Raw genomic sequence first — 25,221 nt, 5'->3', positions numbered from 1 at the left:
ACGACGAAAGGACCCGCACTCCATGTCTCGTCGTACCGCTCTCACGGCCGTCGCGGCGCTCTCGCTGGGCGCCGGACTCGCCGTCCTCCCCACCCAGGCCCAGGCCGCGACCGTGGTCGTCAGCAACTCGACCGACCTGTCCAACGCCATCAAGAACGCCACCGCCGGCACCGTCATCCAGGTCCGCGGCGGCACCTACTACCCGACGGCCACCCTCCAGTCCACGGCCAACGGCACCTCCTCCGCGCCGATCACGCTCACCGCGTACGGCTCGGAAACGGTCAAGATCGACGGTTCGTCGCTCCCCTCCGGCGGCTGGATCTTCAAGCTCACCGCCGACTACTGGAACGTCTCCAACATCACCTTCCAGAACTCCCCGGACAGCGCGGTCGTCTGCCAGTCCTGCACCGGCACCAACTGGAACAACATCAAGACCATCAACGGCGGCGACTCCGGCTTCACACTCACCGGCGACGGCACGGTCAACAACACTGTGCGGAACATCGACAGTTACGGCCACTACGACGCCGCCACCCACGGCGAGAACGCCGACGGCATCGCCGTGAAGTTCGGCTCCGGCACCGGCAACCTCATCACCGGCGCCCGCCTCTACAACAACTCCGACGACGGCCTCGACTTCTGGTCCTTCTCCTCGCCCGTCACCGTCGAACACACCTGGGCGATGGGCAACGGCAAGAACCGCTGGGGCGACTCCGCGTTCGCCGGCGACGGCAACGGCTACAAGCTGGGCGGCGACGGCGAGGTCGTCGCGCACGTCATCAACAACTCCGCCGCCTGGGACAACGCGGGCAACGGCTTCACCGAGAACTCCAACAAGGGCGCCATCGTCATCAACCGCACCACCGCCTACGCCAACGCCAAGTGGGGCTACTACTTCGCCACCGGCGCGGCCAAGCTCGGCAAGAACCTCGCCGTCAGCAACGGCGGCGGCGCGGTCAGCAAGAGCTCCTCGGTCGCCTCCTCCGGCAACAACTGGGACTCCGGGATCGCCACCCCGGCCTTCAAGTCGACCGACGCGAGCAGCACGTACAACGCCCGCAGCGCGAGCGGCACCCTCCCCGCCACGACGTTCCTGACGACGGGCTCGACCACCATCGGCGCGACGATGAACTGACCCGCCGGGGCGCTTGACCCGATTTTTGCCTGTGCGGGAGGTCTCGATCGGGCAACGGGTCTCGCGCCCGCAGGGGTGACGCGCGTAGAAACCTGTCATGCATAAGCCACTGCGTATCGCCGCCGTCACCGCCGCCTGTGCCGTCGCCGGTGCTGCCCTGTACGGCACCGGCGCGGCCACCGCCGGTCAGTCCACGGCCAACTCGACGCACGAGCCCTACAACATCGGGCTGCTGGTCAAGGACATCGACACCTACTACGGCACCACGCCCGACGCGAACGGCGTCTACCAGGCATCCCCGGACAGTCCGTACGCCAAGGACCTCGCGCGCATCGACGCGTCCGCGAGAAAGTACATCGACCAGGCCGCCCGCAAGGCCCACCACAGGGGCGAGAAGCCCGCGGTCGTCTTCGACATCGACGACACGCTGCTGCTCAGCCTCGACTACGAGAAGCGCTACAACTACACGTACAACTCGACCACATGGGCCGACTACGTGAACAAGGCCGACCGCCCGGCCGTCTTCGGCAGCCCCGAACTCGTGCAGTACGCCGAGAAGAAGGGCGTCGAGGTGTTCTACAACTCGGGCCTGAGCGAGGCGCAGCGCTCGGCGGCCGTGGAGAACCTGAAGAAGATCGGCGCCGATGTGAACCTCGACGCCGACCACGTGTTCCTCAAGGACAAGGCCAACCCGCCGTCGTACCTAAGCGGTTGCGCCACGCCGGGCACCTGGACCTGCACCACCGTGCAGTACAAGTCCGGCACCCGGCAGCACATCGAGAAGGACCTCGGATACGACATCGTCGCCAACTTCGGCGACCAGTACTCGGACCTCGAGGGCGGCTACGCCGACCGCACGTACAAGCTGCCGAACCCGACGTACTACGTCAGCTGAGGCTCATCGCCGTACCGGCTCCGACCGCGCGCCCCGAACAGGGCCGGGCCGGAGCCGGTGCGGCTCAGCGGCCGTACGTGGCGAGCAGCCGGGCGTACTCGGCGCCGGTGACCGGCAGCACCGTGCCGTGGCGCGGGCTCGCGGGCAGCTGGTAGTTGGTGGACATCGTCCACTTCCCCGAGTCGAGGTCCGTGGTCTCGAACGGTACGTATCCGCGGCCGCCGTACTCGTCGATGAACAGGTACCACTTCTTCTCGGTGTTGGACTTGAAGACCGTCGGCCCCTCGCCGCGGTCGATCGAGCCGCTGCCGATGCAGTCGGAGACGAAGTCGTACGAGGTGTCCGTCAGGCTCGTCGACTTCTCCCCGGTGATGAACTTGGAGCAGGGCGAGCTGGAGGACGGGTCGCGCTCGTCCTTGGTGTAGCGGTAGTAGGTGTCCTTGTACTTCACGACCGTCGAGTCGATGACCGAGTAGCCGGGGTCGTCCCAGACCTTCGGCTCGCTGAAGGCGCGGAAGTCCTTGGTGGTCGCGTAGAGCATCTTGTTGTACGTCGATCCGGTGTGGTCGGGATCGTCGTCCGCGTACAGCTTCGACGCCCAGAAGACGACGAACTCACCGAGCGAGTCGTCCCAATAGGCCTCCGGTGCCCAGGTGTTGCCCGCGTTGTCGGGGGAAACCTTCACCAGCCGCTGGTCGGTCCAGTGGACCAGGTCGGTGGACTGCCAGATCATGATCGACCTGCTGCCGTGCCGCTGGACGTAGTCCCAGCTGCCGCTGCTGTTCTGGTACATCTTCAGGTCGGTGGCGATCATGTAGAACTTGTCGCCCTTGGGGGAGCGGATCACGAACGGGTCCCGCAGCCCCTTCTCGCCGGTCGTGGACGTCAGGACCGGCTTGCCCGCGTTCAACTCCCGCCAGTGCAGCGGGTCGTTGCCGCGGCTGAGGGCATAGCGGATCTGCTCGCCGTCGGCGGTGCCCTCGCCGGTGAAGTAGGCGAAGAGATAGCCGGCGTACTTGGACTGCTTCACGGGTGGAGCTCCTGACTGGGCAGTGCTGGGGGGTATGGCCAGGAGGGAGAGGAGAAGGGCCAGCAAGGGGGCCAGGAGCGTGCGAGCGGTACGACGTCTGCGGGGGCGCATGACACATCCTGTGTGAGCTTGGGGGATTCTGTGGGATCGGTTCGCCTTCGGAGTGTCATAGGAGGGGGACAGCTGGTCAATCGGTGTGGCTGGGGCCGACGGGAGCGAAAGTTTCGATCGTTTTCGCGAGGTGGCGGCAACCTTTTCGGCCGGGGCGGCGACCGGATGTCAGAAGCGGGCCGGGGCGGCCCCTCCGGTCCGCTTCCTGCCCATCTCCCAGGAAAGGAACGCCCTCGTGCGCCTCGGCACCGGACGTCACCGCAGGACGCGGACCCTCTCGATCGCCGCGGCGGTGGCCGTCACCGCGTGCGCCGTCGGCGTCCACCTCGGTCTCTCGAACGGCGGTGCCCAGGCCGCCTCGACGACGGTCACCGTCTCCACCACCGCCCAGCTGGAGTCGGCCGTCAAGAACGCGTCCGCGGGCACCGTCATCCAGGTCCGCGCCGGCTCGTACTACCCGACGGCCACCCTCAAGTCCACGGCCGACGGCACGAGTTCGGCGCGGATCACGCTGCGGGCGTACGGCAGCGAGAAGGTGCGGATCGACGGCTCCAAGCTGGCCGACGGGTCCTGGCTCGCCGGGATCTACGGCGACCACTGGACCGTCCAGAACCTCACTTTCCAGAACTCCCCGGCCCAGGGCTTCGTCGTCACCTCCTCGGTCGGCGGCGTCTTCGAGAACCTCGTCACCGCGCACAACGGCGACTCCGGCTTCACCCTGCGCGGCGACGGCACGACGAACAACCTCGTGCGGAACCTGGACAGTTACGGCAACTACGACCCGGCCGGGCACGGAGAGAACGCCGACGGCGTCGCCGTGAAGTTCGGCTCCGGGACGGGTAACAAGATCATCGGGGCGCGGCTGTACGACAACTCCGACGACGGCCTCGACCTGTGGCAGTTCTCCTCGCCGGTCACCATCGAGCACACATGGGCCTTCGGCAACGGCGAGAACCGGTGGGGTGACTCGGCGTTCAAGGGCAACGGCAACGGGTTCGAGCTGGGCGGCGGGGGAGTCACGGTCGCGCACGTCGTCAACAACGACGCGGCGTGGGACAACACGTCGAACGGGTTCACGGAGAACTCCAACCGGGGTGCGATCGTGTTGAACCGGAACACCGCTTACGCCAACGCGGAGGCGGGGTTCTCCTTCGCCACGGGGAAGGCTCGGTTGGCTCGGAACCTTGCGGTGGGCAACAACGGCGGCCTGTGCAAGCTGGGTTCGTCCACGGTCTCCGCGGCGAACAACTGGGACACCGGCGTCAGCACACCGGCGTTCAAGGCCACCGATGCCACCGATGCCACCGCGGCCCATGGCGCCCGCAGGGCGGACGGCTCGCTGCCCGCCACGACGTTCTTGGCCACAGGGTCGGCGGCCATCGGTAAGCGATGAAGTAGCGGGACCACAGCTGGACGCCCCCGCCGGTCGTCACCGGCGGGGGCGTCCCACGTACCGGCCGAGGGGGGCTCGACCAGTACTTCCGGCCGGCCCGAAGGGGGGCTCAGGCCGGCCGGCATCCGGGCCGTCGGACGTCTGGGCGACGGCCCGGAGTCAGGGGGTCACTGATACGTGATGTCAGATGACGAGAACTTGCAGGACGTTCCGTCCGGGCCGACGCCGAGCTGGGTGGGCTCCTTGCCGGTGTTGTTGCCCTGGAAGCGGACACAGGTCTTGATCTTCTTGCCGCTGTCGCCGTGGATGCGCACGTTGCGCAGGGCGGCGGTGTCCCCGTAGTTGGAGTTGATGCCGACGATCGAGTTCATCGGCGCGGTGACGTCCACGTCGTTGATGATGACGGTCCGCTTGTACTGCGTGGAGCAGTTGCCGCAGGAGCGCACCAGCTTGCCGGAGTTCTCGACCTGGAACTTGCTGACGACGAGCTTGCCCGCGCCGTTGAACTGGAGGACCTTGTCCGCCCCGTTCTTCGCGCCGCCGCCGTAGACCGTGTACACGGACGACGCCGACTTGCCCTTGAAGGTGGCGGCGTCCTCGCCGACGTCCAGCCACCACACGTTCTGCAGGGTGCAGCTGCCCAGGCAGTGGACGCCGTCGGCGGCCGGGGTGCCGATGACGACGTTCTTGAGGACCGCGCCGTCGGCGAGCTGGAAGACCGGGTCCTGGCCCTCCTCCTGGCCGTCGCCGCCCAGGGCGCCGGAGCCGTAGAACTTCGTGAGCTTGCCGTCGTACGTGCCGGACACCTTGATGGTCGACGACACGGCCTTGCTGCCGCTCGGGGTGGGCCACGCGGAGGCGGCGCCGGCGGTGGACAGCATCGTCGTGGTGACGATGGCCGCGCCGGTGATGCCTAACGCGGCGGTCGAGGCGATCACGGCCCGCCTCTTGGTGATCCGGCGGCGGTGTCGGACGCGCTTTTCGGCTCGTGGAGTCATGCCCATTCCTTGCGTGGGAGGAACCTTGCGCTTCCTGGTCGCCACGCGTGGAGAAAGGGTTGCCGCCCCTTCAGGATTTTTCTACGAGTCGCCCTCGTCCTCTTCACGGGCGGCGAAGTCGCCCGCCACGGCACGCTGTTCACCGTCCACGGTGGCGGTGATCCCGTAGCTGTCGTCCTTCGCGTCCCGGCCGCCGCGGTCGTGGTCGTACTGGCCCGCGAACACCCACTCGCCCGACCCCAGGGAACGGTCGGGCTTGAGCACCCAGGTGTAGACGAGGAAGCCGTCCTGCTCGACCACCGTCGCCGTGAAGTCGTCCTCGGGAGCGGATCGCCAGGCTCCCGTCGAGGTGACCCCGCCGGTCTGCCTGACCTTCAACCGGACGGTCAGTGCGGTGAGTTTCTCGCTCGTCTTGAGGGTCACGTTGCTCTGACCCCAGAACTCGTTGCTGTGCGGGTCCACCGAGCCGTCCGACCACAGCGGCCCGTCCTCGGTGCCGGAGGCGGTGGGCGCCTCGGCGGTGGCGGACGCACTCGGGGTCCGCGAAGGCGACGTGCCGGCCTCGCGGGTCTCTTTCGGCGCGCTCGGCGTCGGGTCCGGGGGCGGGGCGGGCGCGCGGCTCGTCGCGTCCGGGGACGGTGTCCCGGTGACCGCGACCGTTCCCTGCGGGGAGGTGTCCTCCTTCACCGCGGACGCCACCGCGTAGCCGCCGACACCGAGTACGCCCGCGACCGCGGTCGTGGCGGCGACGACCCGTACCCAGCCGAACACCGGCGGGCGGGTGGCCCGGTGGTCGGCGCGGGTCTGTTCGGCCATGCCGCGTTCGATCCGGGCCAGGATGCGCGCGCGGTCGGGCTGATGCGTTCCGGCTGCCTCGTGCAGCCGGGCACGCAGCTTGTCGTGCACCTCCCGCTGCATGGTCATCGGTCCCTTCCCGCGGCGTCACCGGTTCGCGCCATCGCCGCATGCACTCTAAGGGGTGCCGCCTGTGTGCCCAGCAGCCGCTGCAGCTCGGCCATGCCCTTCGAGGTCTGGCTCTTCACCGTACCGACCGAGATGCCGAGGGCGAGCGCGGTGTCCTTCTCCGAGAGGTCGAACGCGTGCCGCAGCACCACACACGCCCGCTTGCGGAACGGCAGCCTGCGCAGGGCCTCCTGCACGTCCACCACGCCGGCGACGTCCGGGTTCTCGATCTTCTCCTCGCGTTGCGACCAGAACAGGGCGATGCGCCGCCGCTCACGGACGGCGCTGCGGATGCGGGTGCGGGCCAGGTTGGCGACGACTCCGCGCGCGTACGCCGCCGGATGGTCGGCCGCGCGGACCCGGTCCCAGCGGTGCCACAACGCCAGTAACGCGTCCGCCGCCAGGTCGTCGGCGGCGTCGGCCTCGCCGGTCAGCAGATGGGCGAGGCGGGAGAGTTCGGCGTAGTGACGCTCGAAGAAGGCGTGGAACTCCACGGAGGCGGCGTCGTCGACGACTGTGCCCACGGGCGACCTCTCCTCACGGCGACTCGGGCACCCTCGGGCGCCTGTGCGTGTCATGTAAATGACATGTGATCGTCCGGCGTCCGCCGGGACGAGATCCGGAAGCGTAGCAGTGATCGACTGCTTGTTTCGTACGGGCCTTCGAACGCTGTATGGTCCCCCGACCCTGATTCCGTAACACGGCGAAAACCTGAAACGGGTTCAGCGCGGGGAACAATCCAGCCAGCGTCCGCACACAGATCATTCAGGCAACAAGGAGCATCAACCATGTCCCAACCGCAGAAGGTGGCTGACCGGCCGAGCGCCTCGCCACCGGCGGCGAACAGCGTCGACCGGTTCTTCAAGATCTCCGAGCGGGGATCCACCTTCGCCCGTGAGATACGCGGCGGCTTCGCCACGTTCTTCACGATGGCCTACATCCTTGTCCTGAATCCCATCATCCTCGGCAGCGCCAAGGACAAGTTCGGCCACCAGCTGGACGCCGTCCAACTCACCACCGCCACCGCCCTGGTGGCCGCCGTCATGACGATCATCATGGGCGTCGGCGGCAACCTGCCCCTCGCGCTCGCCGCCGGACTCGGCCTGAACGCGGTCGTCGCCTTCCAGATCGCCCCGCTGATGAGCTGGGACGACGCGATGGGCCTGGTCGTCCTCGAAGGTCTGCTGATCTGCGTCCTGGTGGTGACCGGGCTGCGCGAGGCCGTCATGCACGCCATCCCGCAAGCGCTCAAGCAGGCCATCAGCGTCGGCATCGGTCTGTTCATCGCGTTCATCGGTTTCGTCGACGCCGGCTTCGTCAGCCGTATCCCGGACATCGCGAACACCACGGTCCCGGTCCAGCTCGGCGCCACCGGCAACCTCACCGGCTGGCCGATCCTCGTCTTCTGCCTCGGTGTGCTGCTGACGATCGGTCTGCTCGCCCGCAAGGTCAAGGGCGCCATCCTGATCAGCATCGTGACCATGACGATCGTCGCGATGATCATCAACTCGATCGCCGACATCAAGGCCTGGGGCCTGACCACGCCCGCCTGGCCCGACAAGGTCGTCGACACCCCCGACTTCGGACTGCTCGGTCACTTCAGCCTGTTCGGCGCCTTCGACGCGGCCGGCGTCGGCGTGATCACCGTCGTCCTGCTGATCTTCACGCTGATCCTGTCCGACTTCTTCGACACCATGGGCACCGTCGTCGGCATCAGCGCCGAGGCCGGCCTCCTCGACGAGGAGGGCAAGGTTCCCAACCTCGGCCGGGTACTGCTCATCGACGGTGCCGCGGCGGTCGCGGGCGGCGCGGCCTCGTCCTCCTCCGCCACGTCCTACATCGAGTCGGCGGCCGGCGTCGGCGAGGGCTCGCGCACCGGCTTCTCCAACCTGGTCACCGGCGGCATGTTCGCCCTCGCCCTGTTCCTGACCCCGCTGCTCACCATCGTCCCGCTCCAGGCGGCCGCCCCGGCCCTGGTCGCCGTCGGCTTCCTGATGATGACGCAGGTCAAGAACATCGACTGGGACAAGTACGAGATCGCCATCCCGGCGTTCCTGACCATCGCCGTCATGCCGTTCACCTACTCCATCACCAACGGCATCGGCGCCGGCTTCCTCGCCTACGTGGTGATCAAGACGGTCCTCGGCAAGGCCAAGGAGATCCACTGGCTGCTGTGGGCGACCTCGGCGCTGTTCCTGGTGTACTTCGCGATCGACCCGATCGAGCAGATCCTCGGCGCCAAGTAACGCAGTAGCGCGGTAGCGAAGCAGTCGGACCGGGGCAGCCTCCGCAGAGGCTGCCCCGGTTTCCTAGTTCTTCAGCGCCGCTTCCATCACGGACTTGGCCACCGGCGCGGCCAACCCGTTGCCGCTGACCTCCGACCGGGCCGCGTCCGACTGCTCCACGACCACCGCCACGGCGACCTCCTTGCCGTCGGCCTTGCCGTACGACGTGAACCAGGCGTACGGCGTCTGGCTGTTGTTCTCGCCGTGCTGGGCCGTACCGGTCTTGCCGCCCACCGTGGCGCCCGAGATCTGCGCGTTCGTACCGGTGCCCTCCTCGACCACCGTCTGCATCGCCGACCGCAACTGCTCGGCGGTGGAGGAGCTGACGATCTCCGTGGTGTCCGTGTTGTCGTCGTAGTTCTCCAGGACGTCACCGCCGCTGTCGGTGATCTGCGAGACCATGTGCGGCGAGACCAGCTTGCCGCCGTTGGCGATCGCCGCCGACACCATGGCCATCTGCAGCGGCGTCGCCGTCACGTCGAACTGGCCGATGCCCGACAGGGCCGTCTGCGCCTTGTCCATGTCCTTCGGGTACACGCTCTCGTACGCCCGCACCGGCACGTCCTGCGAGGCGTCGTTGAACCCGAACTTGTCCGCCTGCGCCCGGACCTTGTCCTGGCCCAGGTCGACGGCCATCTTCGCGAAAACGTTGTTGCAGGAGTACTGCAGGGCCACCCGGATCGAGGCGTTCTCGCAGGGCGCCGACGGGTTCTCGTTCGACAGCACGTTGTTGGAGAGCGGCAGTTTGTACGGGTCCGGGCTGTCCGTCTTCTCGTCCACCGACGAGTACAGCCCGTCCTCCAGCGCGGCCGCCGCGACGACCAGCTTGAACGTCGAGCCCGGCGGCAGCGGCTGGCGCAGCGCCCGGTTCGTCATCGGTTTCTCGGGGTCCTTGGTGAGCCGCGTCCACGCGTCGCCCGCGCCCGTGGTGAGCGTCGACGGGGCGTACGACGGGGTGGAGACGACCGCGAGGATCTTGCCCGTGGCCGGGTCGATCGCGACGGCGGCGCCCTTGGTGTCACCGAGCGCGTCGTAGGCAGCCTTCTGCACGGCCGGGTCGATCGTCGTGATCACGTTGCCCGGGTCGGCGCGCTTGCCGGTGACCGTGTCCATCACGGTCTTCAGACGGGTGTCGGTCCCGTCGAGCAGGTCCTGATAGATGCCCTCCAACTGCGTCGCTCCGTACACCTGCGAGCTGTAGCCCGTGACGGCCGAGTACAGCTTGCCGTCCGTGTACGTCCGCTTGTACTTGAGGTCGCCGCTCGTGGGCGCCGAGCCGGTGACCGACTTGCCGCCCACGACGATGTCACCCAGCGGCTCGCTGTACAGCTCGATCGCGTTGCGCCGGTTGTCCTTGTCTTCCGCGAGCGCCTTGCCGTCGTAGAACTGCACCCAAGTCGCCCTGATCAGCAGAGCGAACACCAGCAGCAGCGTGAAGACGGAGGCGCGCCTGATCGTTTTGTTCATCCCGCTCAGAAAGACGAGCGGGAGCGGCCGGAACGTTCCCTTCCGCCGGATTTCTCATCGGGCGTTCATGAAGAAGTCCGCCTCCGGCCGAACTCACGCCTGCAGCGTCAGCACGACCTCGTCGATCTCCTCGCCGCGGGCGGTCGCGTATCCCGTGGCCCGGGCGGCCGGGCGGAAGCCGCACTTGGCAAGGACCCGCAGGGAACCCTCGTTGTCGGCGGCGGCGCGGGCGTACAGGGGGCGTTCCGGCACCTCGGTCAGCAGTGCGCCCAGGGCGGCGGTGGCGATGCCCCGGCCCCAGTACGTGCGGTCGATCCAGTACGTCACCTCGCGCTCGCCCGGCTCGCCGTACACCGCCGCGTTGCCCACCACGTCACCGTCCGCAAGTACGGTCCGCGCCACTACGTCGGCCGACGACCTCTGCTGTTTCCACCGGGCCTCGAAGGCGTCCCAGTCGGCCGGATCCCGCGGGGTGAAGGCCGCCATGCGCAGGGCCTCCGGGTCGTTGAGCTGCCGGAAGAAGACCGGCAGGTCGCTGTCATGGACGTCGCGGAGTACGACCTGCATGGTTCAGAGCCTCCGGGTGGCGAGGGTCAGCCGGTCACGGGCGTCGAACAAAGCGTCCTTCACCATCTGCTCGTGCGCGGGGGTCAGCCGGGCCACCGGCACCGAGCAGCTGATCGCGTCGCGCGCCGGAGTGCGGTAGGGGATCGCCACGCCGAAGCAGCGCAGCCCCAGCGTGTTCTCCTCGCGGTCCACCGCGAAGCCCTGCTCCCGCACCTGGTGCAGCTCCTCGATGAGCTTCTCCCGGTCGGTGATCGTGTGCTCGGTAAGTGCGGGGAGGGTCTCGGGCAGCATCTTGCGGACCTGCTCGTCCGTGTAGGTGCTCAGCAGCGCCTTGCCCAGGGAGGTGGAGTGGGCGGGCAGCCGGCGGCCGACCCGCGTGAAGGGGCGCAGATAGTGCTGGGACTGGCGGGTGGCGAGGTAGACGACGTTCGTGCCGTCCAGGCGGGCCAGGTGGATGGTCTCCGTAGTGTCGTCCGAGAGGCGGTCCAGCGTCGGGCGGGCGGCCGCGACCACCTCGTCGCCGTCGATGTACGAGGTGCCCACCAGCAGGGCCCGGACGCCGATGCCGTATCGGGTGCCCGTCGCGTCCGTCTCCACCCAGCCCAGTTCCACAAGGGTCCGCAGTAGCATGTACAGACTGGACTTGGGATACCCGACGGCCTCCTGGACGGCCGCGAGGGAGTGCATTCCTGGGCGTCCGGCGAAGTACTCCAGCAGTTCAACGGTCCGTACCGCGGACTTGACCTGTGCCCCGCCGCCTGTCTCGGCTGCCGACATCGCCCTTGACCCCTTCGTTGGACGGGAAATAGTCTCCAACAGCATATTCATCATCAGAGACAGCGTTCAGCATATCGAACGACCCTGGTGGATGACCCTAGATACTGCGGCAACAAAGCGGCAATACGCCGAAGGTAAGCCGAAAGTAAAGCGACGTGGAGGAACCGCGGTGGCAGCAGCACCAGTCTGGAGTGTCGACCCCCGAACCGGGAAGCAGCGGGAACAGGTTGCGGTGGAGGCCACAGCCCAGGAGGTGGACACCACCGTCCGCGCCGCGCACGCCGCGCGGGGCGCTCTCGCCGACCGAGCGATCCGCGCGGCCTTCCTGCGCGCCGCCGCGGACGGCCTGGAGGCGTCGAAGGACCACCTCGTCGAGGCCGCCGACGCGGAGACCGCGCTCGGTCCGGTCCGGCTGACCGGCGAACTCGCCCGCACCTGCTACCAGCTGCGCGCCTTCGCGGACATCGTCGACGAGGGCGCGTTCCTCGACGTCGTCATCAACCACCCCGACGACACCGCGACCCCGCCGATCCCGGACCTGCGCCGCTACAAGGTGCCGCTCGGCGTCGTCGCCGTCTACTCGGCCTCCAACTTCCCCTTCGCCTTCTCGGTGGCCGGCGGAGACACCGCGAGCGCGCTGGGCGCGGGCTGCCCGGTCGTCGTCAAGGCCCACCCCGACCACCCGGGCCTGTCCGAGCTGGTCGCGTCCGTCCTTCGCCGGGCCGCCGCCGCGCAGGGCATCCCCGAGGGCGTCATCGGTCTCGTCCACGGCTTCGAGGCGGGCATCGAGCTGATCAAGCACCCGCTGGTCGCGGCCGCGGGCTTCACCGGTTCCATCAGGGGCGGGCGCGCCCTCTTCGACGCGGCGGCCGCGCGGCCGGTGCCGATTCCGTTCCACGGCGAGCTGGGGTCGCTCAACCCCGTCGTGATCACGGAGGCGGCGGCCGCGGAGCGGGCCGAGGCGATCGGTGCCGGGCTCGCCGGTTCGATGACGCTGGGCGTCGGCCAGTTCTGCGTGAAGCCGGGCCTCGTGCTGGCTCCGGCCGGCGCGTCCGGCGACCGACTGCTCAAGTCCCTGACCGACGCCGTCAGCGACACCGAGGCCGGGGTGCTCCTCGACCACCGCATGCGGGACAACTTCGTCGCGGGCGTCGCCGAGCGGGCAGAGCTGCCCGACGTGGAGACCCCGGTGACGCCGGGCGCGGGTGGCGAGCACACGGTGAGCGCGGGCTTCCTGACGGTGGCCGCGGAGAAGCTGACCAGCGAGGGGGCGTACGACCTGCTCCTGGAGGAGTGCTTCGGGCCGGTGACGGTCGTGGCCCGCTACGAGGACGACGCCCAGGCGCACGCCGTACTGTCCCGGCTGCCCGGCAACCTCACGGCGACGGTTCATCTGTCGACGGAGGAGGCGGCCGGGGAGGGGCGCGGCGCGGAGATCCTCGCGGAGCTGACGCCGCTGGCGGGGCGTGTGCTGGTCAATGGGTGGCCGACAGGTGTTGCCGTGGCTCCGGCCCAGCACCACGGGGGGCCGTACCCGGCCACGACGTCGACGTCCACTTCTGTGGGCGGTACGGCCATCGAGCGGTGGCTGCGGCCGGTCGCGTATCAGAACGCTCCCGAGGCGCTGCTGCCGGCGGAGCTGCGGGACGACAACCCGCTGGGGTTGCCGCGTCGGTTCGACGGGCGTCTGGAGCGGTAGCGCTCCGCGGGGTGCGCCGTGGCGGGTTGCGGTTTGTTCGCGGGCTGCGGGCCGGTCGTGGCTGGTCGCGCAGTTCCCCGCCCCCTTAGGGACGTGCACTGACCCCTGATCGAACAGGTACCGGACGTGGAAATCCCCGAACTGCCCTTTCCCCTCCGTGCTTACGGACCCGACGGTAGTTGGTCCCACGAGGACGGTGTGCTCACCGGATGGGCGGGCCCCCGGCAGGACCGGTTCGTGCCGCCCACCGATGAAGGGTTGGACCCCGCCTCCGACGCGCCGCGTCTGCTGGGGGCGCCCGAAGGGGACTTCCAGCTGATCGCGCGCGTCACCGTGGGGTTCGCGGCGGCCTTCGACGCGGGGGCGCTCTACGTCCATGTCGGGGAGCGGGCCTGGGCCAAGGTGTGTCTGGAGTACTCCCCGGATGTGGCCACCGTCTGCACGGTGGTCACCCGGGGGCACTCCGACGACGCCAACTCATGGACGGTGGAGGGCAGTTCCGTCTGGCTCAGGGTGAGCCGCACCGGCCGTGCCGTCGCCTTCCACGCCTCCCGCGACGGACAGCGCTGGACCTTCGTCCGGCTCTTCACCCTGGGGGACGAGAAGGAGACCGGCGCGGCGCTGATCGGGTTCATGGCGCAGTCGCCGATAGGCGAGGGCTGCGTGGTGACGTACGACCACATCGAGTTCCGGCCTAGCTGGCCGCGCGACCTGCGAGACGGCAGCTGAGCGTGAACGTCACCGCCAGCAGGGCGGCGCTGATGACCAGGCTCAGCCGCATCCCCTCGACGAACCCGTCGGAGACCAGCGCCCCGAAGACGGCGATGCCCAGACCCCCGGACACCTGGCGCGCCGAGTTGAGCACCCCGGCCGCCAGCCCCGCCCGCTCGGCGGGTACGGCGTCCATCATCGCCGCGGTCAGCGGCGGCACCGTCAGTGCGCAGCCCAGCGCCATGGGGACGAGGAGAACGGCCACCAGAGCCGACGGCGTGCCGGTGTCGACGTACAGCAGCGTCAGCAGTCCCGCGGCGGCCAGCCCCTGCCCCACCAGCATGGGCAACCGGGGACCGTATCGGCCGGCGAGCTTGCCCGCCACCACGTTCGTCACCGCGATCAGCCCGGTCATCGGCAGGAACATCAGCCCCGCGGTCAGCGCGGAGCGCCCCTGGACCTGCTGGAAGAAGAGCGAGAAGACGAACACCATGCTGTAAAAGGCGACGCTGACCGCCGCCCCCGCCGCGACCGTCGCGGTGACGGTCCGGTCGCGGAAGAGCCCGAGGGGGACGACCGGGTGCGGTTGGCGCGCCTCGATCCGGACAAACGCCGCACCGGCGACGACGGCCACCGCCCCCGCGGCCCAGCCCGCCGCCCCGCCCTCGATCACGGCGAAGGTCAGGGCCGTCAGGGCCAGCACCGCCGTCACCTGGCCGGGCAGATCCAGCGGCGCCGGACGACGTTCCGAGCGCGGGGCCCGCACCAGCAGGGCCAGGATCACCAGCCCCACCGGCAGATTCACGAAGAAGATCCCGCGCCAGTCCCAGGCCGTCGTCAGCGCACCGCCCGCCACCGGGCCCAGCGCCACCGCCGCCGAACCCCCCGCCGCCCACAGGGCCACCGCCCGCGCCCGCTTGGCCGGATCGGCGTAAGCCTGCCGCACCAGGGCCAGCGAGGCCGGCAGCACGACGGCCGCCGCCACGCCCTGCACCACCCGCGCGCCGATCAGGGCCGGCAGGTTCGGCGCCAGCCCGCAGGCCACCGAGGCGAGCGTGAACACCACGGTGCCCAGCGCGTACGCGCGGCTCGCCCCCGCCCGGTCGGAGAACGCCCCGGTGGACAGCATCAGCGCGGCGAAGGCCAGCGTGTACGCGTCCACCACCCACTGCAGACCGGACATGCCGCTGCTGAAGGAGGAACCGATCGCGGGCAGCGCCACGTTCACCACGGACGCGTCGAGGCAGATCAGCGCGAAGCCGAGCAGAGCGGCGGTGAGGGTGAGTGCGGGAGAGGGCCGACGGGCCTCCGACTCCTGCTCGACAGCGGCGAGTTGGCCGACCTGGAGGGTCCGGTTCGATGGCATGGCTCCATGCTGCGGATCTCCGCCGACGTACAGTAGTGGCCGGAATGCCATATGCCCGGAGGTTCTGGCCATGACCCAGTCGGTCGTCCCGCACCGCGTCGCCGTCGTCGCGCCCTCGCCGGTGTCGATGTTCAACCTCGCCATCCCCGAGATGCTCTTCGGCAAGGTCGAGCGCGACGGCCGGCCGGGATACGACGTGGTCATCTGCGCGGCCGAGCCGGGACCGGTGCCCACCACCGGCGGCCTCGACCTTCACGTACGGCACGGTCTCGACGCCGTGCGGGACGCGGACACGGTGCTGGTGGCGGGCACCGGGGCGCCGTTCGAGCCGGAGTCGCGGATCGTGGCCGCCCTGCGCGAGGCGGCCGCCGACGGCAAGCGGATCGCGTCCCTGTGCACCGGCGCCTTCCAGCTCGCCGAGGCCGGCCTCCTGCAGGGGCGCCGGGCCACGACGTACTGGGCGCACTCCGAGGAACTCCGCAGGCGGTACCCGGAGGTCGACCTGTGCGGAGACGTGCTGTTCGTGCAGGACGGGCCGTATCTGACGGCGTCCGGCTACGCCGCCGGCATCGACCTGTGCCTGCACATCATCCGTACCGACTACGGCGCCGCCGCGGCCAACCAGGTCGCCCGCCTCGCGCTGGTCGCCCCTGTCCGCCCCGGTGGCCAGACCCAGTTCACGCAGACCCCGCTGCCGCCCGAGCGCGGCACCGCCTGCGCCGACACCCGGGGCTGGGCGATGCGCAACCTCGACAAGCCGCTCACCCTGACGGATCTGGCCCGCCACGCGGGGGTCTCCGTACGCACCCTCACGCGCCGCTTCCACGCCGAGAGCGGGGTCAGCCCGCTCCAGTGGCTGCTCCACCAGCGCATCGAGCGCGCGAGGGAGCTCCTCGAGACCACCGGCCTCCCCATGGACCAGGTGGCCCGCGAGAGCGGCCTCGGCACGGCCGACTCGCTGCGCGCCCATCTGGTCCGGCGAACCGGCCTGACCCCGAGCGCATACCGGGCGCAGTTCACCCGCATCGGCCCGAGCACAGCCACCGCCGCCTGAATCCCCCGGCCGCGGGACCACGCGCCCCTGGGGCCTCCGCCCCCAGACCCCCGACATACCTACCCACCACCCGACTCGGTAGGCGAAAACGCCCCCACCACCCTCGGGGCTGCCCCCCAGCGGATGGGTGCGGGCCGGGGACGGCCGTTTCACCCACCGCCCGACTCGGTCGGCGACACCCACCGCGGACTCCGTCGGTCCGTCGGCCGGTCGAGGGGGGATCTCGCAACGTTGGTGGGCGGTCCCGTAGTCGCGCACGGCGCGAAGGGGACGTGTCGGGGGGTGTCCGCCCGCAGGGTTGGCGCGTCAACACCAGCACCCAAATAAGCAACCGATTCCGCGCCGTTCCGAGGACGGACACCTCCCGACACGTCCCCGACCCCACCACAACGGAAGGCGCACCCCGCGGGAATGAACCCCGCTGCTTGAACGTTCATGCACTCGCCGGAGGAAGTCTCCGTGCCCGCACGACCTGGAGAGAGCCGAGAACATGCGCGTCGAGATCTGGTCGGACATCGCCTGTCCCTGGTGCTACGTGGGCAAGGCCCGCTTCGAGAAGGCCCTGGAGGCCTTCCCGCACCGCGATCAGGTCGAGGTGGTGCACCGGTCGTTCGAGCTGGACCCCGGCCGCGCCAAGAATGACATCCAGCCCGTGATCACGATGCTCACCAAGAAGTACGGCATGAGCGAGGCGCAGGCCCAGGCCGGCGAGGAGAACCTCGGTGCGCAGGCCGCAGCCGAGGGGCTGGAGTACCGCACTCGCGGCCGCGACCACGGCAGCACCTTCGACATGCACCGGCTCCTCCACCTCGCCAAGGAACAGGGCCGCCAGCACGAGCTCCTCGCCCTGCTCTACAAGGCCAACTTCGCCGAGGACCGGTCGGTCTTCTCCGAGGGCGACGAGCGACTGGTCGAGCTGGCCGTCGCCGCAGGGCTCGACGACGACGCCGTACGCAAGGTGCTCGCCGACCCGACCGCCTACGCCGAAGACGTCCGCGCCGACGAGCGCGAGGCCGCCGAGCTCGGCGCGAACGGCGTGCCCTTCTTCGTCCTCGACCGCAAGTACGGCGTCTCCGGAGCCCAGCCCGCGGACGTCTTCGCACAGGCGCTGACGCAGGCCTGGGGCGAGCGCCCGCCGCTGAAGCTGATCGACCAGAAGGACGCGGAGGCGTGCGGCCCGGACGGGTGCGCGGTGCCGCAGCACTGAGGAAGTGTGCAGCTCGGAGCTGATGTATAAGCATCCCTAAGGGGATGCACGTAAAAATTCGCAATGGACGAGAGGTCGGCAGAGGCTCACAGTGGTTTCATGGAGACCTTCGAGAGCCTGGTCAGTGCCGAGTTCGCCCCGAAGAACACCTATCTGAACACCGCGAGCAGCGGGCTGCTACCGGCCCGCACCGTCGCCGCCCTGCACGAGGCCGTGCAGATCAGGGCCGAGGGCCGGCCGCTGGACCCGCTGTTCGCCGACGTGGAGGCCGCCCGCGCCGCCTTCGCCCGGCTGGCCGGCGTCCCGGTCGGCCGGGTCGCGGCAGGCGCCTCGGTCGCCGCCCAGACCGGGCTGATCGCGGCCTCCCTGCCCGCAGGGGCCGAAGTCCTCACCGCGGAGGACGACTTCACGTCCGTCGTGAACCCCTTCCACGTCCGCGGTGACCTCAAGGTGCGCATCGTGCCGCTGGAACGGCTCGCCGAGTCCGTCCGCCCGGGCACCGCGCTCGTCGCGGTCAGCGCCGCGCAGTCCGCCGACGGCCGGGTCGCCGACCTGCCCGCGCTGCGCGAGGCGGCCCGGACGCACGGCGCCCGCACGTACGTCGACTTCTCCCAGGCCGCCGGCTGGCTGCCGATGGACGCCGAGGCGTACGACTACACCGTCTCCACGACCTTCAAGTGGCTGCTGGGCCCGCACGGAGCGGCCTTCCTCGTCGTGCCGGAGGACTTCGGCGATCTGACGCCGCTGCTGGCCGGCTGGGTCGCGGCCGAGAAGCCCTGGGACAGCTGCTACGGCCCCGTCACCGAACTGGCCCACTCCGCCCGCCGGTTCGACGTGAGCCCCGCCCTGTTCACGTACGCCGGCCTGCGCCGCTCCCTCGAACTCGTCGAGGAACTCGGCGTGGACGCCATCCACACCCACGACCTCGCCCTCGCCGACCGCTTCCGGGCGGGCCTCGCCGCCCTCGGCCAGGAACCGGTCCCCGCCCCCGGCTCCGCGATCGTGTCCGTCCCCGGACTCGGCCACCGCCGGCCCGACCTGGGCGCCGCCGGCATCGAGGTCTCCAACCGCGCGGGCAACCTGCGCGCCTCCTTCCACCTGTACAACACGACCGCGGATGTGGACCGGCTGCTGGACGTCCTGTCCGGCTGAACCGGTGGCGCGGGCCCCCTCAGGACGCTAGGAAGGGGCACAGGGGTGGTGGTGCCGTTGGAGTCCACGGGCAAGACGTCCGTCGAGCCGTCCGCCGACGCGGAGTTGCACCGGCGGCTGGTGTACGGCGACGAGTCGGCGCTGGCCGAGGCCTACACGGCGTACGGCGGGCTGGTGCGACGGGTGGGCCTGCGCGTCACCCGGAGCCCGGCCGCCGCCGAGGACGTGGCGCAGGAGGTCTTCGCCCAGCTGTGGAGCAGGCCGTACGCCTTCGACGCGCGCCGGGGCACCCTGCGCACCTGGCTGTCCTTGCTCGCCCACCGGCGGGCCGTCGACTGGGTGCGCAGCGAGGCCCGGCACCGCAAGGGCGCCCGCGCCGACGACGCCGCGCTGCACACCATCCCCGACGCCGCTCCCGGCCCCGACGAGGCGGTCGTCGACCGGGAGCGCTCGCTGCTCCTGCATTCCGCGCTCGCCGAACTGCCGCAGCCGCAACGAGATGTCGTGCACCTCGCCTACTTCGCGGGCCGCACCTACCGGCAGGCCGCCGTGGAGCTCGGCATCCCCGAGGGCACGGCCAAGACCCGCCTGCGCACGGCGCTGCGCACCTTGGCCGCGTCCCTCGCGGATTCGCCCGACCCACCCGGTCCCGCGTGCGAAAAAGGCGCATGATGGCGAGCAGGGAACTGCGCGAAGGAGGTGTGCGATGACCACGGATCACGAGGCCGTACGGGACCTGCTGGCCGCCTGGGCCTTCGGCGCCCTGGAGCCGGCCGACGAGAGGAAGGTCCCCCGGCACCTGGCCGAGTGCGAGGACTGCGCGGCCGAGGCGGAACGGCTGCGGGAGACGGTACGACTGCTGGACGGGCCGCAGCCGGACGAACCCCCGGCGCGGTCCGCCGCCGACCTGCTCCCGTTCGCCCTGCGCAACCGCCCGATCACATCCGGTGTCGCCCCGCACGTCGCGCCCTACGCCGCCGCCGTCGCCGGGCTCAAGGCGTTGCTGCGCGAGGCGGACGGCCGCTGGGGCACGCCGGTGGTGCACGACTGGGACGTGCACGCGACCGTCGCCCACCTCCTCGCCGCCGACGAGCCTCTCGCCGTCCGGCTGGGCGTCGACGCACGGGTACGGCCTTCGACCACCGACGAGGGCATGTCCTGGGAAGACGCCTGGAACCGGCGCACCGCCGAGGTCATCGCGCACGAGTACCGCCGTACGCCGGAGGAGACCGTCGCCGACTGGGCCGCCCAGGCAAAGGCACTGCTCGCCACGCCCGAGGCGCGCGACCCCGAACGGGCCGCGCTCGCCGTGACGTTGATGGGGCTGCGGCTGCCGGTCGCCGAACACTTCCTGGTGCGGGCCTTCGAGGCGTGGATCCACGCCGACGACATCGGCCGCGCCCTCGGCCTGTCCGTGCCGCCGCCGCCCGAGGCACACCTGTGGCAGCTGGTCCGGCTGGCCGTCCGCGTCCTCGGCCTGGCCCTCGGACCCAGCGCGCCGCCGGTGCTGTTCGCGGTCACCGGCGGCGACGAATGGGTACTGGGCTCCGAGGACGAGCCGGTCCGCGCCGAACTCACCCTGAACCCCGTCGACTTCTGCCTCCTCGTCGGGGGCCGGTACGCACCCGACGAGGTGCCGCGGGGTGCCGACGGCGACGAGGGGGCCGTACGGAACGTGCTGGAGCGGGCGGCGTCACTCGCATGGCTGTGACACCGCCCGCTCCGGCTCGACTCACGTCACCGGAGTCGGCTCACCGGACGGGAGTGAAATCCCTCGCTCCAATGAACTCCGGCCGCCGCACCGGAGCCGCGAACGGCTCGACCGCCTCGTTCTCCACGCTGTTGAACACGATGAAGACGTTGCTGCGCGGGAAGGGCGTGATGTTGTCGCCCGAGCCGTGCATGCAGTTGCAGTCGAACCAGGTCGCCGACCCCGCCTTGCCGGTGAACAGCTTGATGCCGTACTCGCTCGCCATGGCGGTCAGCGCCTCGTCGGACGGCGTGCCCGCGTCCTGCATCTGCAGCGACTTCTTGTAGTTGTCCTTCGGCGTGGCCCCCGCACACCCGAGGAACGTGCGATGCGACCCCGGCATGATCATGAGACCGCCGTTGGTGTCGTAGTTCTCGGTGAGTGCGATCGAGACCGACACCGTCCGCATGTTCGGCAGACCGTCCTCGGCGTGCCAGGTCTCGAAGTCGGAGTGCCAGTAGAAGCCGCTGGCGCCGAAGCCGGGCTTGACGTTGATCCGCGACTGGTGGACGTACACGTCCGAGCCGAGGATCTGCCGGGCCCGGCCGACGACCCGCTCGTCGCGCACGAGGTTCGCGAACACCTCGCTGATTCTGTGCACCTCGAAGACGGACCGGATCTCCTGGGTCCTCGGCTCGACGATGGACCGCTCGTCGGCCCGGATCGCCGGATCCGTGACGAGCCGCTCCAACTCGCGGTGGTAGAGGGGGACCTCGTCCGGACCGATGAGCTGGTCGATGGCGAGGAAGCCGTCCCGCTCGAACGACTGGAGCTCGGCGCCGGCGATCGGCCCGGGCGTGCCGGGCGCGGACCACACGACCGGGTCCTTGCGCTCGGTGGCCACCTCGGTGGCGCCACGGCTGGGATAGAGATCGGGGATCTTGGTGGCGGTGGTCATGGTGATGTCACACCTCCTCGGGTTCGGTGAGCAACGGGTAGACACCGTTCTCGTCGTGGTCCTCCCGGCCGGTCACGGGCGGGTTGAAGACACAGATGCAGCGGAAGTCCTCCTTGATCCGCATCGTGTGCCGCTCGTGGCCGTCGAGCAGGTACATGGTCCCGGGCGTGATCGAGTACTTCTGCCCGGTCTCGTCGTCGGTGAGCTCGGCCTCGCCCTCGACGCACACGACGGCCTCGATGTGGTTCGCGTACCACATCGACGTCTCCGTGCCCGCGTACAGGATCGTCTCGTGCAGGGAGAAGCCGACCTTCTCCTTGGCGAGGACGATGCGTTTGCTCTCCCAGGTGCCCGACTCGGCCTTCACGTGCCGGTCGGTGCCTTCGATGTCCTTGAACGAACGGACGATCACGGTGCTGCGATGCCTCCTAGGTGGATGTACTGAATGGGTCGGGCGAAGGGGTCAGGCGGTCTCGCGGACGGCGCGGGCCAGGACGCTCAGCCCCGCGTCCAGTTCCTCGGGCGTGATGGTGAGCGCCGGCAGCAGTTTCACGACCTCGCTCTCCGGGCCCGACGTCTCGACGAGCAGCCCGAGTTCGAAGGCGCGCTGGGCGATCTTGCCGGCGCGCTCCTTGTCGTGGAACTCCATGCCCCACACGAGCCCGCGCCCCCGGTACTCCTTCACGTCGGCGAGGTTCTCCTCGGTGATGGAGATGAACGCCTGCTCGACCTGCTCGCCCCGGGCGCGGGTCTGCTTCTCCATCACGGAGCCGTCCGCCCAGTACGCCTCCAGCGTGGCGGTGGCCGTGACGAAGGCGGGGTTGTTGCCGCGGAAGGTGCCGTTGTGCTCGCCCGGCTCCCAGATGTCCAGCTCGGGCTTGAACAGGCACAGCGACATGGGCATGCCGTAGCCGCTGATGGACTTGGACACGGTGACGATGTCCGGGGTGATGCCCGCCTCCTCGAAGGAGAAGAACGCACCGGTCCGCCCGCAGCCCATCTGGATGTCGTCGACGATGAGCAGCATGTCCTGCCGCTCGCACAGCTCGGCGAGCGCGCGCAGCCACTCCGGGCGCGCGACGTTGATGCCGCCCTCGCCCTGCACGGTCTCCACGATCACGGCGGCGGGCTTGTTGAGCCCGGAGCCCTGGTCCTCGAGCAGCCGCTCGAACCAGAGGAAGTCCGGGACCTGCCCGTCGAAGTAGTTGTCGAACGGCATCGGCGTCCCGTGCACGAGCGGAATGCCCGCGCCGGCCCGCTTGAAGGCGTTGCCGGTCACGGCGAGCGAGCCGAGCGACATCCCGTGGAAGGCGTTGGTGAACGACACGATCGCCTCGCGCCCCTTCACCTTCCGCGCCAGCTTCAGCGCGGCCTCCACGGCGTTGGTGCCGGTCGGCCCGGGGAACATGACCTTGTACGGCAGGTCGCGCGGCCGGAGCACCAGGTTCTGGAAGGACTCCAGGAAGGCCCGCTTGGCGGTGGTCGACATGTCGAGCCCGTGCGTGACACCGTCCCGCTCCAGGTAGTCGATCAACGCCCGTTTGAGGACGGGGTTGTTGTGGCCGTAGTTCAGCGAGCCCGCTCCGGCGAAGAAGTCCAGGTACTCGTGGCCGTCCTCGTCGTACATGCGGCTGCCCTGGGCACGGTCGAAGACGGTGGGCCAGCCGCGGCAGTAGCTGCGCACCTCGGACTCGAGGGTCTCGAAGACGCTGAGGTCGGGCTGGGTGATGGTCACGACGAATCGCTCCTCGTTGCGTGGGGGTTGCACGGGGGTGGCGTAGGGGGATTCAGGCGGCGGGCGTGCGGGACAGGGGGCCGATGCGGTACAGGACCTCCGGGTCGTGCGGCCCGTCGGGGAACAGACCCGTGTCGAACAGCACCTCGCGCTCAAGCCGGGCGCCGTGGCGCTCGGCGAACGACGTGAAGAGGCGCTCGGAGGCGGTGTTGCCCGGAGTGATGGTGGTCTCGATCTGCTCCGGGGCGGTCCGGGCGACCAGCCCGTCCAGCAGGGTGGCGGCGAGTCCGCGCCCGCGGTGAGTCTCGTCCACCGCCACCTGCCAGACGAGCAGGGTGCCGGGGCGGTCCGGCCGGACGTAACCGGTGACGAAGCCGACCGGCTCGCCGTGCTCGTCGCGCGCGACGGCCGACGTGGCGGCGAAGTCGCGACACCACAGCAGATAGCTGTAGGACGAGTTCAGGTCGAGGACCTTCGAGTCCCTTGCCATCCGCCACAGCGCGGCTCCGTCCGCCACCGCCGGGCGGTCGATTTGCAGGTCTGCTTGTGCGGCAGTCATGCGGCTTGAATTTACCGAGGGAAATTGAAAAACGCATCGCTGTGCGGGGTTACGCACTGGCGTTGCCTGTGTTATCACGCGGGTGCGTGCGGAGTTATGTACGGTTTTGACCAGAAAATATGGGGCAAAGCAATCGCGATGTGTAACGCGTCACAACCATGTAACCTGCACGAGATCTGCCCGAATTTCACCGTTCGACGTTCGCAGAATCTTTGCGTTTAGGTCGATGAAAAGCGGGCAGAAGAATACGGGAAGCTGCGCTTTAATAGTTTCCCGGAATTATCTCGGAATTATGTTCCGGTTACCCCGTCGGGCCTCAGCCCCGACTACCGCCACGCCCCCTCCGCCGCCCGCAACGCCCCCTCCACATCCACGCCCAACCCCTTCGCAGCCAGCGCGGCGCCGAGCGCCGAAAGACTCGCCCGCACCGCCCCCCGCGTCGCGTCCACCCCGTAGTGGTTGACCCGGATCATCTCCTTCGCCAACGCACCCCCACCCGCCACCAGCGGCACCGTCGGGTCCGACTCCAGCGCCCGGGCCACCAGCTCCGACGCCACCACGCCCGACGGCGCCCTCAGCGTCGTAGCGACCGGCGCGGCCTCGGCATCCTCGTACACATACGGCTCCAGCCCCCCGCCCAGCGCCCGCGCCCCGGCCCGCGTCGCCTCCGCCGCACGCCGATGCCGGTCCATCACGGCATCCAGCCCGACCGTCTCGATCCGCTCGACGCACGCCTCCAGCGCCAGCATCTCCAGCTGTGCCGGGGCGTGCAGCAGCGTCTTCCGCCCGCCGTCGATCCACCGCTCCTTCCAGTCCAGCAAGGAGAGGTACGACCGCCGCGGTGCCCCCGGATTCGCCGCCATCCGCGCCCACGCCCGCTCGCTCACCGACACGGCGGAGACACCGGCGGGCCCGCCCATCGCCTTCTGTGCCCCGATCACGCACAGGTCGACACCCCACGCGTCCGGCAGCACCGGCTCCGCGCCGATGGAGGCGACGGCGTCCAGGTAGAACAGCGCACCGTGCCGCCGTACGACCTCGCCGATCTCCGCGACGGGGTTGGTGTTGCCGGTCGCGGCCTCCGCGTGCACCAGGGACACGAAGTCGATCTCCGGGTGCTCGGCGAAGGCGTCCCGGATCTGCTCGGCGGTGACGGCGGTGTGGAAAGGTACCGCCAGGTCGATCACCCGCGCGCCGCAGTCGCGCAGCCAGTCCCCGAAGGTCTGCCCGTACGGGCCGGTGATGACGTTGAGCGCCGTGGTGCCCGGTCCGGCGGTGGAACGGATCGCACCCTCCAGCGGGAGCAGCGCCTCGCCCTGTGTGATCACGACGTCCTGCGCGGTACTCAGCAGCCGCGCCACGCGGTCCTCGATCGACGCGAACCGCGCGGCGGTCAGCGGGGCCAGGTCCAAAAACGGGTGCGTCACGGCGGTGCTCTCTTCACTCACGGGGTAACGAGCCTCACTCAA

Annotated in this window: 23 protein-coding genes and 1 pseudogene; 11 read left to right on the top strand and 13 right to left on the bottom strand. The window is 69.8% G+C overall.

Translation table 11 applies throughout. The annotated features are described in order from the left end of the window. The first annotated feature begins 22 nt into the window (after window positions 1-22). Window positions 23-1,135 (top strand): chondroitinase-B domain-containing protein, encoded by a 1,113-nt coding sequence (locus ACFYO2_RS00565; RefSeq protein WP_388342078.1) that lies wholly within the window; start codon window positions 23-25, stop codon window positions 1,133-1,135. A gap of 97 nt (window positions 1,136-1,232) precedes the next feature. Then, entirely contained in the window at window positions 1,233-2,030 is a 798-nt protein-coding gene (locus ACFYO2_RS00560; protein WP_388342075.1) for an HAD family acid phosphatase, read from the top strand. A 73-nt stretch (window positions 2,031-2,103) separates the two neighbouring features. Here the strand turns inward: ACFYO2_RS00560 and ACFYO2_RS00555 are convergent. Next, window positions 2,104-3,171: pseudogene (locus ACFYO2_RS00555) on the bottom strand (glycoside hydrolase family 43 protein); the annotation flags it as partial. A 235-nt stretch (window positions 3,172-3,406) separates the two neighbouring features. Between ACFYO2_RS00555 and ACFYO2_RS00550 the strand changes: the two are divergent. After that, complete coding sequence (locus tag ACFYO2_RS00550) at window positions 3,407-4,564, top strand: right-handed parallel beta-helix repeat-containing protein (protein ID WP_388342072.1); 1,158 nt, start codon at window positions 3,407-3,409, stop codon at window positions 4,562-4,564. A gap of 167 nt (window positions 4,565-4,731) precedes the next feature. On the opposite strand, the gene ACFYO2_RS00545 is transcribed toward ACFYO2_RS00550, so the two are convergent. From ACFYO2_RS00545 to ACFYO2_RS00535, 3 genes are all read right to left on the bottom strand, one after another. Further along, window positions 4,732-5,562 carry a pectate lyase gene (locus ACFYO2_RS00545; RefSeq protein ID WP_388342069.1) on the bottom strand — a complete coding sequence of 277 codons (831 nt, stop codon included), beginning with the start codon at window positions 5,560-5,562 and terminating at the stop codon, window positions 4,732-4,734. Between the two features lie 81 nt (window positions 5,563-5,643). Further along, window positions 5,644-6,486, bottom strand: a complete 843-nt coding sequence (locus ACFYO2_RS00540) for a hypothetical protein (protein ID WP_388342067.1) — start codon at window positions 6,484-6,486, stop codon at window positions 5,644-5,646. Next, a complete protein-coding gene (locus ACFYO2_RS00535) occupies window positions 6,483-7,049 on the bottom strand; it encodes a SigE family RNA polymerase sigma factor (protein WP_388342064.1) in 567 nt (188 codons plus the stop codon). The genes ACFYO2_RS00540 and ACFYO2_RS00535 overlap by 4 nt, the downstream gene beginning before the upstream one ends. 264 nt (window positions 7,050-7,313) lie before the next feature. Here ACFYO2_RS00535 and ACFYO2_RS00530 point away from each other — a divergent pair, with 264 nt between their 5' ends. Continuing rightward, on the top strand, window positions 7,314-8,771 hold the full coding sequence (locus ACFYO2_RS00530) for an NCS2 family permease (protein WP_388342061.1): 1,458 nt from the start codon (window positions 7,314-7,316) through the stop codon (window positions 8,769-8,771). 63 nt (window positions 8,772-8,834) lie between these two features. Here the strand turns inward: ACFYO2_RS00530 and ACFYO2_RS00525 are convergent, their stop codons facing one another. The 3 genes from ACFYO2_RS00525 to ACFYO2_RS00515 all read right to left on the bottom strand — a co-directional run bounded on the left by ACFYO2_RS00525 (window position 8,835) and on the right by ACFYO2_RS00515 (window position 11,621). Continuing rightward, window positions 8,835-10,277 (bottom strand): peptidoglycan D,D-transpeptidase FtsI family protein, encoded by a 1,443-nt coding sequence (locus ACFYO2_RS00525; protein ID WP_388342058.1) that lies wholly within the window; start codon window positions 10,275-10,277, stop codon window positions 8,835-8,837. Between the two features lie 93 nt (window positions 10,278-10,370). Continuing rightward, the gene (locus ACFYO2_RS00520) at window positions 10,371-10,844 is read right to left on the bottom strand and encodes a GNAT family N-acetyltransferase (protein ID WP_388342055.1); all 474 of its coding nucleotides are present in this window, start codon (window positions 10,842-10,844) and stop codon (window positions 10,371-10,373) included. A gap of 3 nt (window positions 10,845-10,847) precedes the next feature. Next, entirely contained in the window at window positions 10,848-11,621 is a 774-nt protein-coding gene (locus ACFYO2_RS00515; RefSeq protein WP_388342053.1) for an IclR family transcriptional regulator, read from the bottom strand. Between the two features lie 169 nt (window positions 11,622-11,790). On the opposite strand from ACFYO2_RS00515, the gene ACFYO2_RS00510 reads away from it, so the two are divergent. Both ACFYO2_RS00510 and ACFYO2_RS00505 read left to right on the top strand, forming a co-directional pair. Then, window positions 11,791-13,320, top strand: coding sequence for an aldehyde dehydrogenase (NADP(+)) (locus ACFYO2_RS00510; protein ID WP_388342050.1), 1,530 nt, complete (start codon window positions 11,791-11,793; stop codon window positions 13,318-13,320). A 126-nt stretch (window positions 13,321-13,446) separates the two neighbouring features. Continuing rightward, window positions 13,447-14,049 carry a DUF1349 domain-containing protein gene (locus ACFYO2_RS00505; RefSeq protein ID WP_388342048.1) on the top strand — a complete coding sequence of 201 codons (603 nt, stop codon included), beginning with the start codon at window positions 13,447-13,449 and terminating at the stop codon, window positions 14,047-14,049. On the opposite strand, the gene ACFYO2_RS00500 is transcribed toward ACFYO2_RS00505, so the two are convergent. Then, window positions 14,015-15,397 (bottom strand): MFS transporter, encoded by a 1,383-nt coding sequence (locus ACFYO2_RS00500; protein ID WP_388342045.1) that lies wholly within the window; start codon window positions 15,395-15,397, stop codon window positions 14,015-14,017. The genes ACFYO2_RS00505 and ACFYO2_RS00500 overlap by 35 nt on opposite strands. Before the next feature lie 70 nt (window positions 15,398-15,467). On the opposite strand from ACFYO2_RS00500, the gene ACFYO2_RS00495 reads away from it, so the two are divergent. The 5 genes from ACFYO2_RS00495 to ACFYO2_RS00475 all read left to right on the top strand — a co-directional run bounded on the left by ACFYO2_RS00495 (window position 15,468) and on the right by ACFYO2_RS00475 (window position 20,521). Then, the gene (locus tag ACFYO2_RS00495; RefSeq protein ID WP_388342043.1) at window positions 15,468-16,451 is read left to right on the top strand and encodes a GlxA family transcriptional regulator; all 984 of its coding nucleotides are present in this window, start codon (window positions 15,468-15,470) and stop codon (window positions 16,449-16,451) included. A 490-nt stretch (window positions 16,452-16,941) separates the two neighbouring features. Next, window positions 16,942-17,658, top strand: a complete 717-nt coding sequence (locus ACFYO2_RS00490) for a DsbA family oxidoreductase (protein ID WP_388342041.1) — start codon at window positions 16,942-16,944, stop codon at window positions 17,656-17,658. A 99-nt stretch (window positions 17,659-17,757) separates the two neighbouring features. Next, entirely contained in the window at window positions 17,758-18,810 is a 1,053-nt protein-coding gene (locus tag ACFYO2_RS00485) for an aminotransferase class V-fold PLP-dependent enzyme (RefSeq protein ID WP_388342038.1), read from the top strand. A 45-nt stretch (window positions 18,811-18,855) separates the two neighbouring features. Continuing rightward, window positions 18,856-19,482 (top strand): RNA polymerase sigma factor, encoded by a 627-nt coding sequence (locus ACFYO2_RS00480; protein WP_388342036.1) that lies wholly within the window; start codon window positions 18,856-18,858, stop codon window positions 19,480-19,482. 34 nt (window positions 19,483-19,516) lie between these two features. After that, on the top strand, window positions 19,517-20,521 hold the full coding sequence (locus tag ACFYO2_RS00475) for a maleylpyruvate isomerase family mycothiol-dependent enzyme (RefSeq protein ID WP_388342034.1): 1,005 nt from the start codon (window positions 19,517-19,519) through the stop codon (window positions 20,519-20,521). 40 nt (window positions 20,522-20,561) lie between these two features. Here ACFYO2_RS00475 and thpD read toward each other — a convergent pair whose 3' ends face one another. From thpD to ACFYO2_RS00450, 5 genes are all read right to left on the bottom strand, one after another. Further along, window positions 20,562-21,458 carry an ectoine hydroxylase gene (thpD, locus tag ACFYO2_RS00470; protein ID WP_388342031.1) on the bottom strand — a complete coding sequence of 299 codons (897 nt, stop codon included), beginning with the start codon at window positions 21,456-21,458 and terminating at the stop codon, window positions 20,562-20,564. 7 nt (window positions 21,459-21,465) lie between these two features. Continuing rightward, on the bottom strand, window positions 21,466-21,870 hold the full coding sequence (locus ACFYO2_RS00465) for an ectoine synthase (protein ID WP_053755492.1): 405 nt from the start codon (window positions 21,868-21,870) through the stop codon (window positions 21,466-21,468). Between the two features lie 51 nt (window positions 21,871-21,921). After that, complete coding sequence (ectB, locus tag ACFYO2_RS00460) at window positions 21,922-23,193, bottom strand: diaminobutyrate--2-oxoglutarate transaminase (RefSeq protein WP_388342027.1); 1,272 nt, start codon at window positions 23,191-23,193, stop codon at window positions 21,922-21,924. Window positions 23,194-23,245: 52 nt separating this feature from the next. Next, on the bottom strand, window positions 23,246-23,752 hold the full coding sequence (gene ectA, locus ACFYO2_RS00455) for a diaminobutyrate acetyltransferase (protein ID WP_388342025.1): 507 nt from the start codon (window positions 23,750-23,752) through the stop codon (window positions 23,246-23,248). 326 nt (window positions 23,753-24,078) lie between these two features. After that, the gene (locus tag ACFYO2_RS00450; protein WP_388343876.1) at window positions 24,079-25,179 is read right to left on the bottom strand and encodes a pyridoxal-phosphate-dependent aminotransferase family protein; all 1,101 of its coding nucleotides are present in this window, start codon (window positions 25,177-25,179) and stop codon (window positions 24,079-24,081) included. Window positions 25,180-25,221: the final 42 nt, after the last annotated feature.

The sequence above is a fragment of the Streptomyces sp. NPDC006602 genome, from assembly GCF_042870385.1.
Taxonomy (GTDB): Bacteria; Actinomycetota; Actinomycetes; order Streptomycetales; family Streptomycetaceae; genus Streptomyces.
The sequence above is the reverse complement of the archived record's forward strand: the minus strand, read 5'-3'. Positions and strand labels throughout refer to the sequence as shown.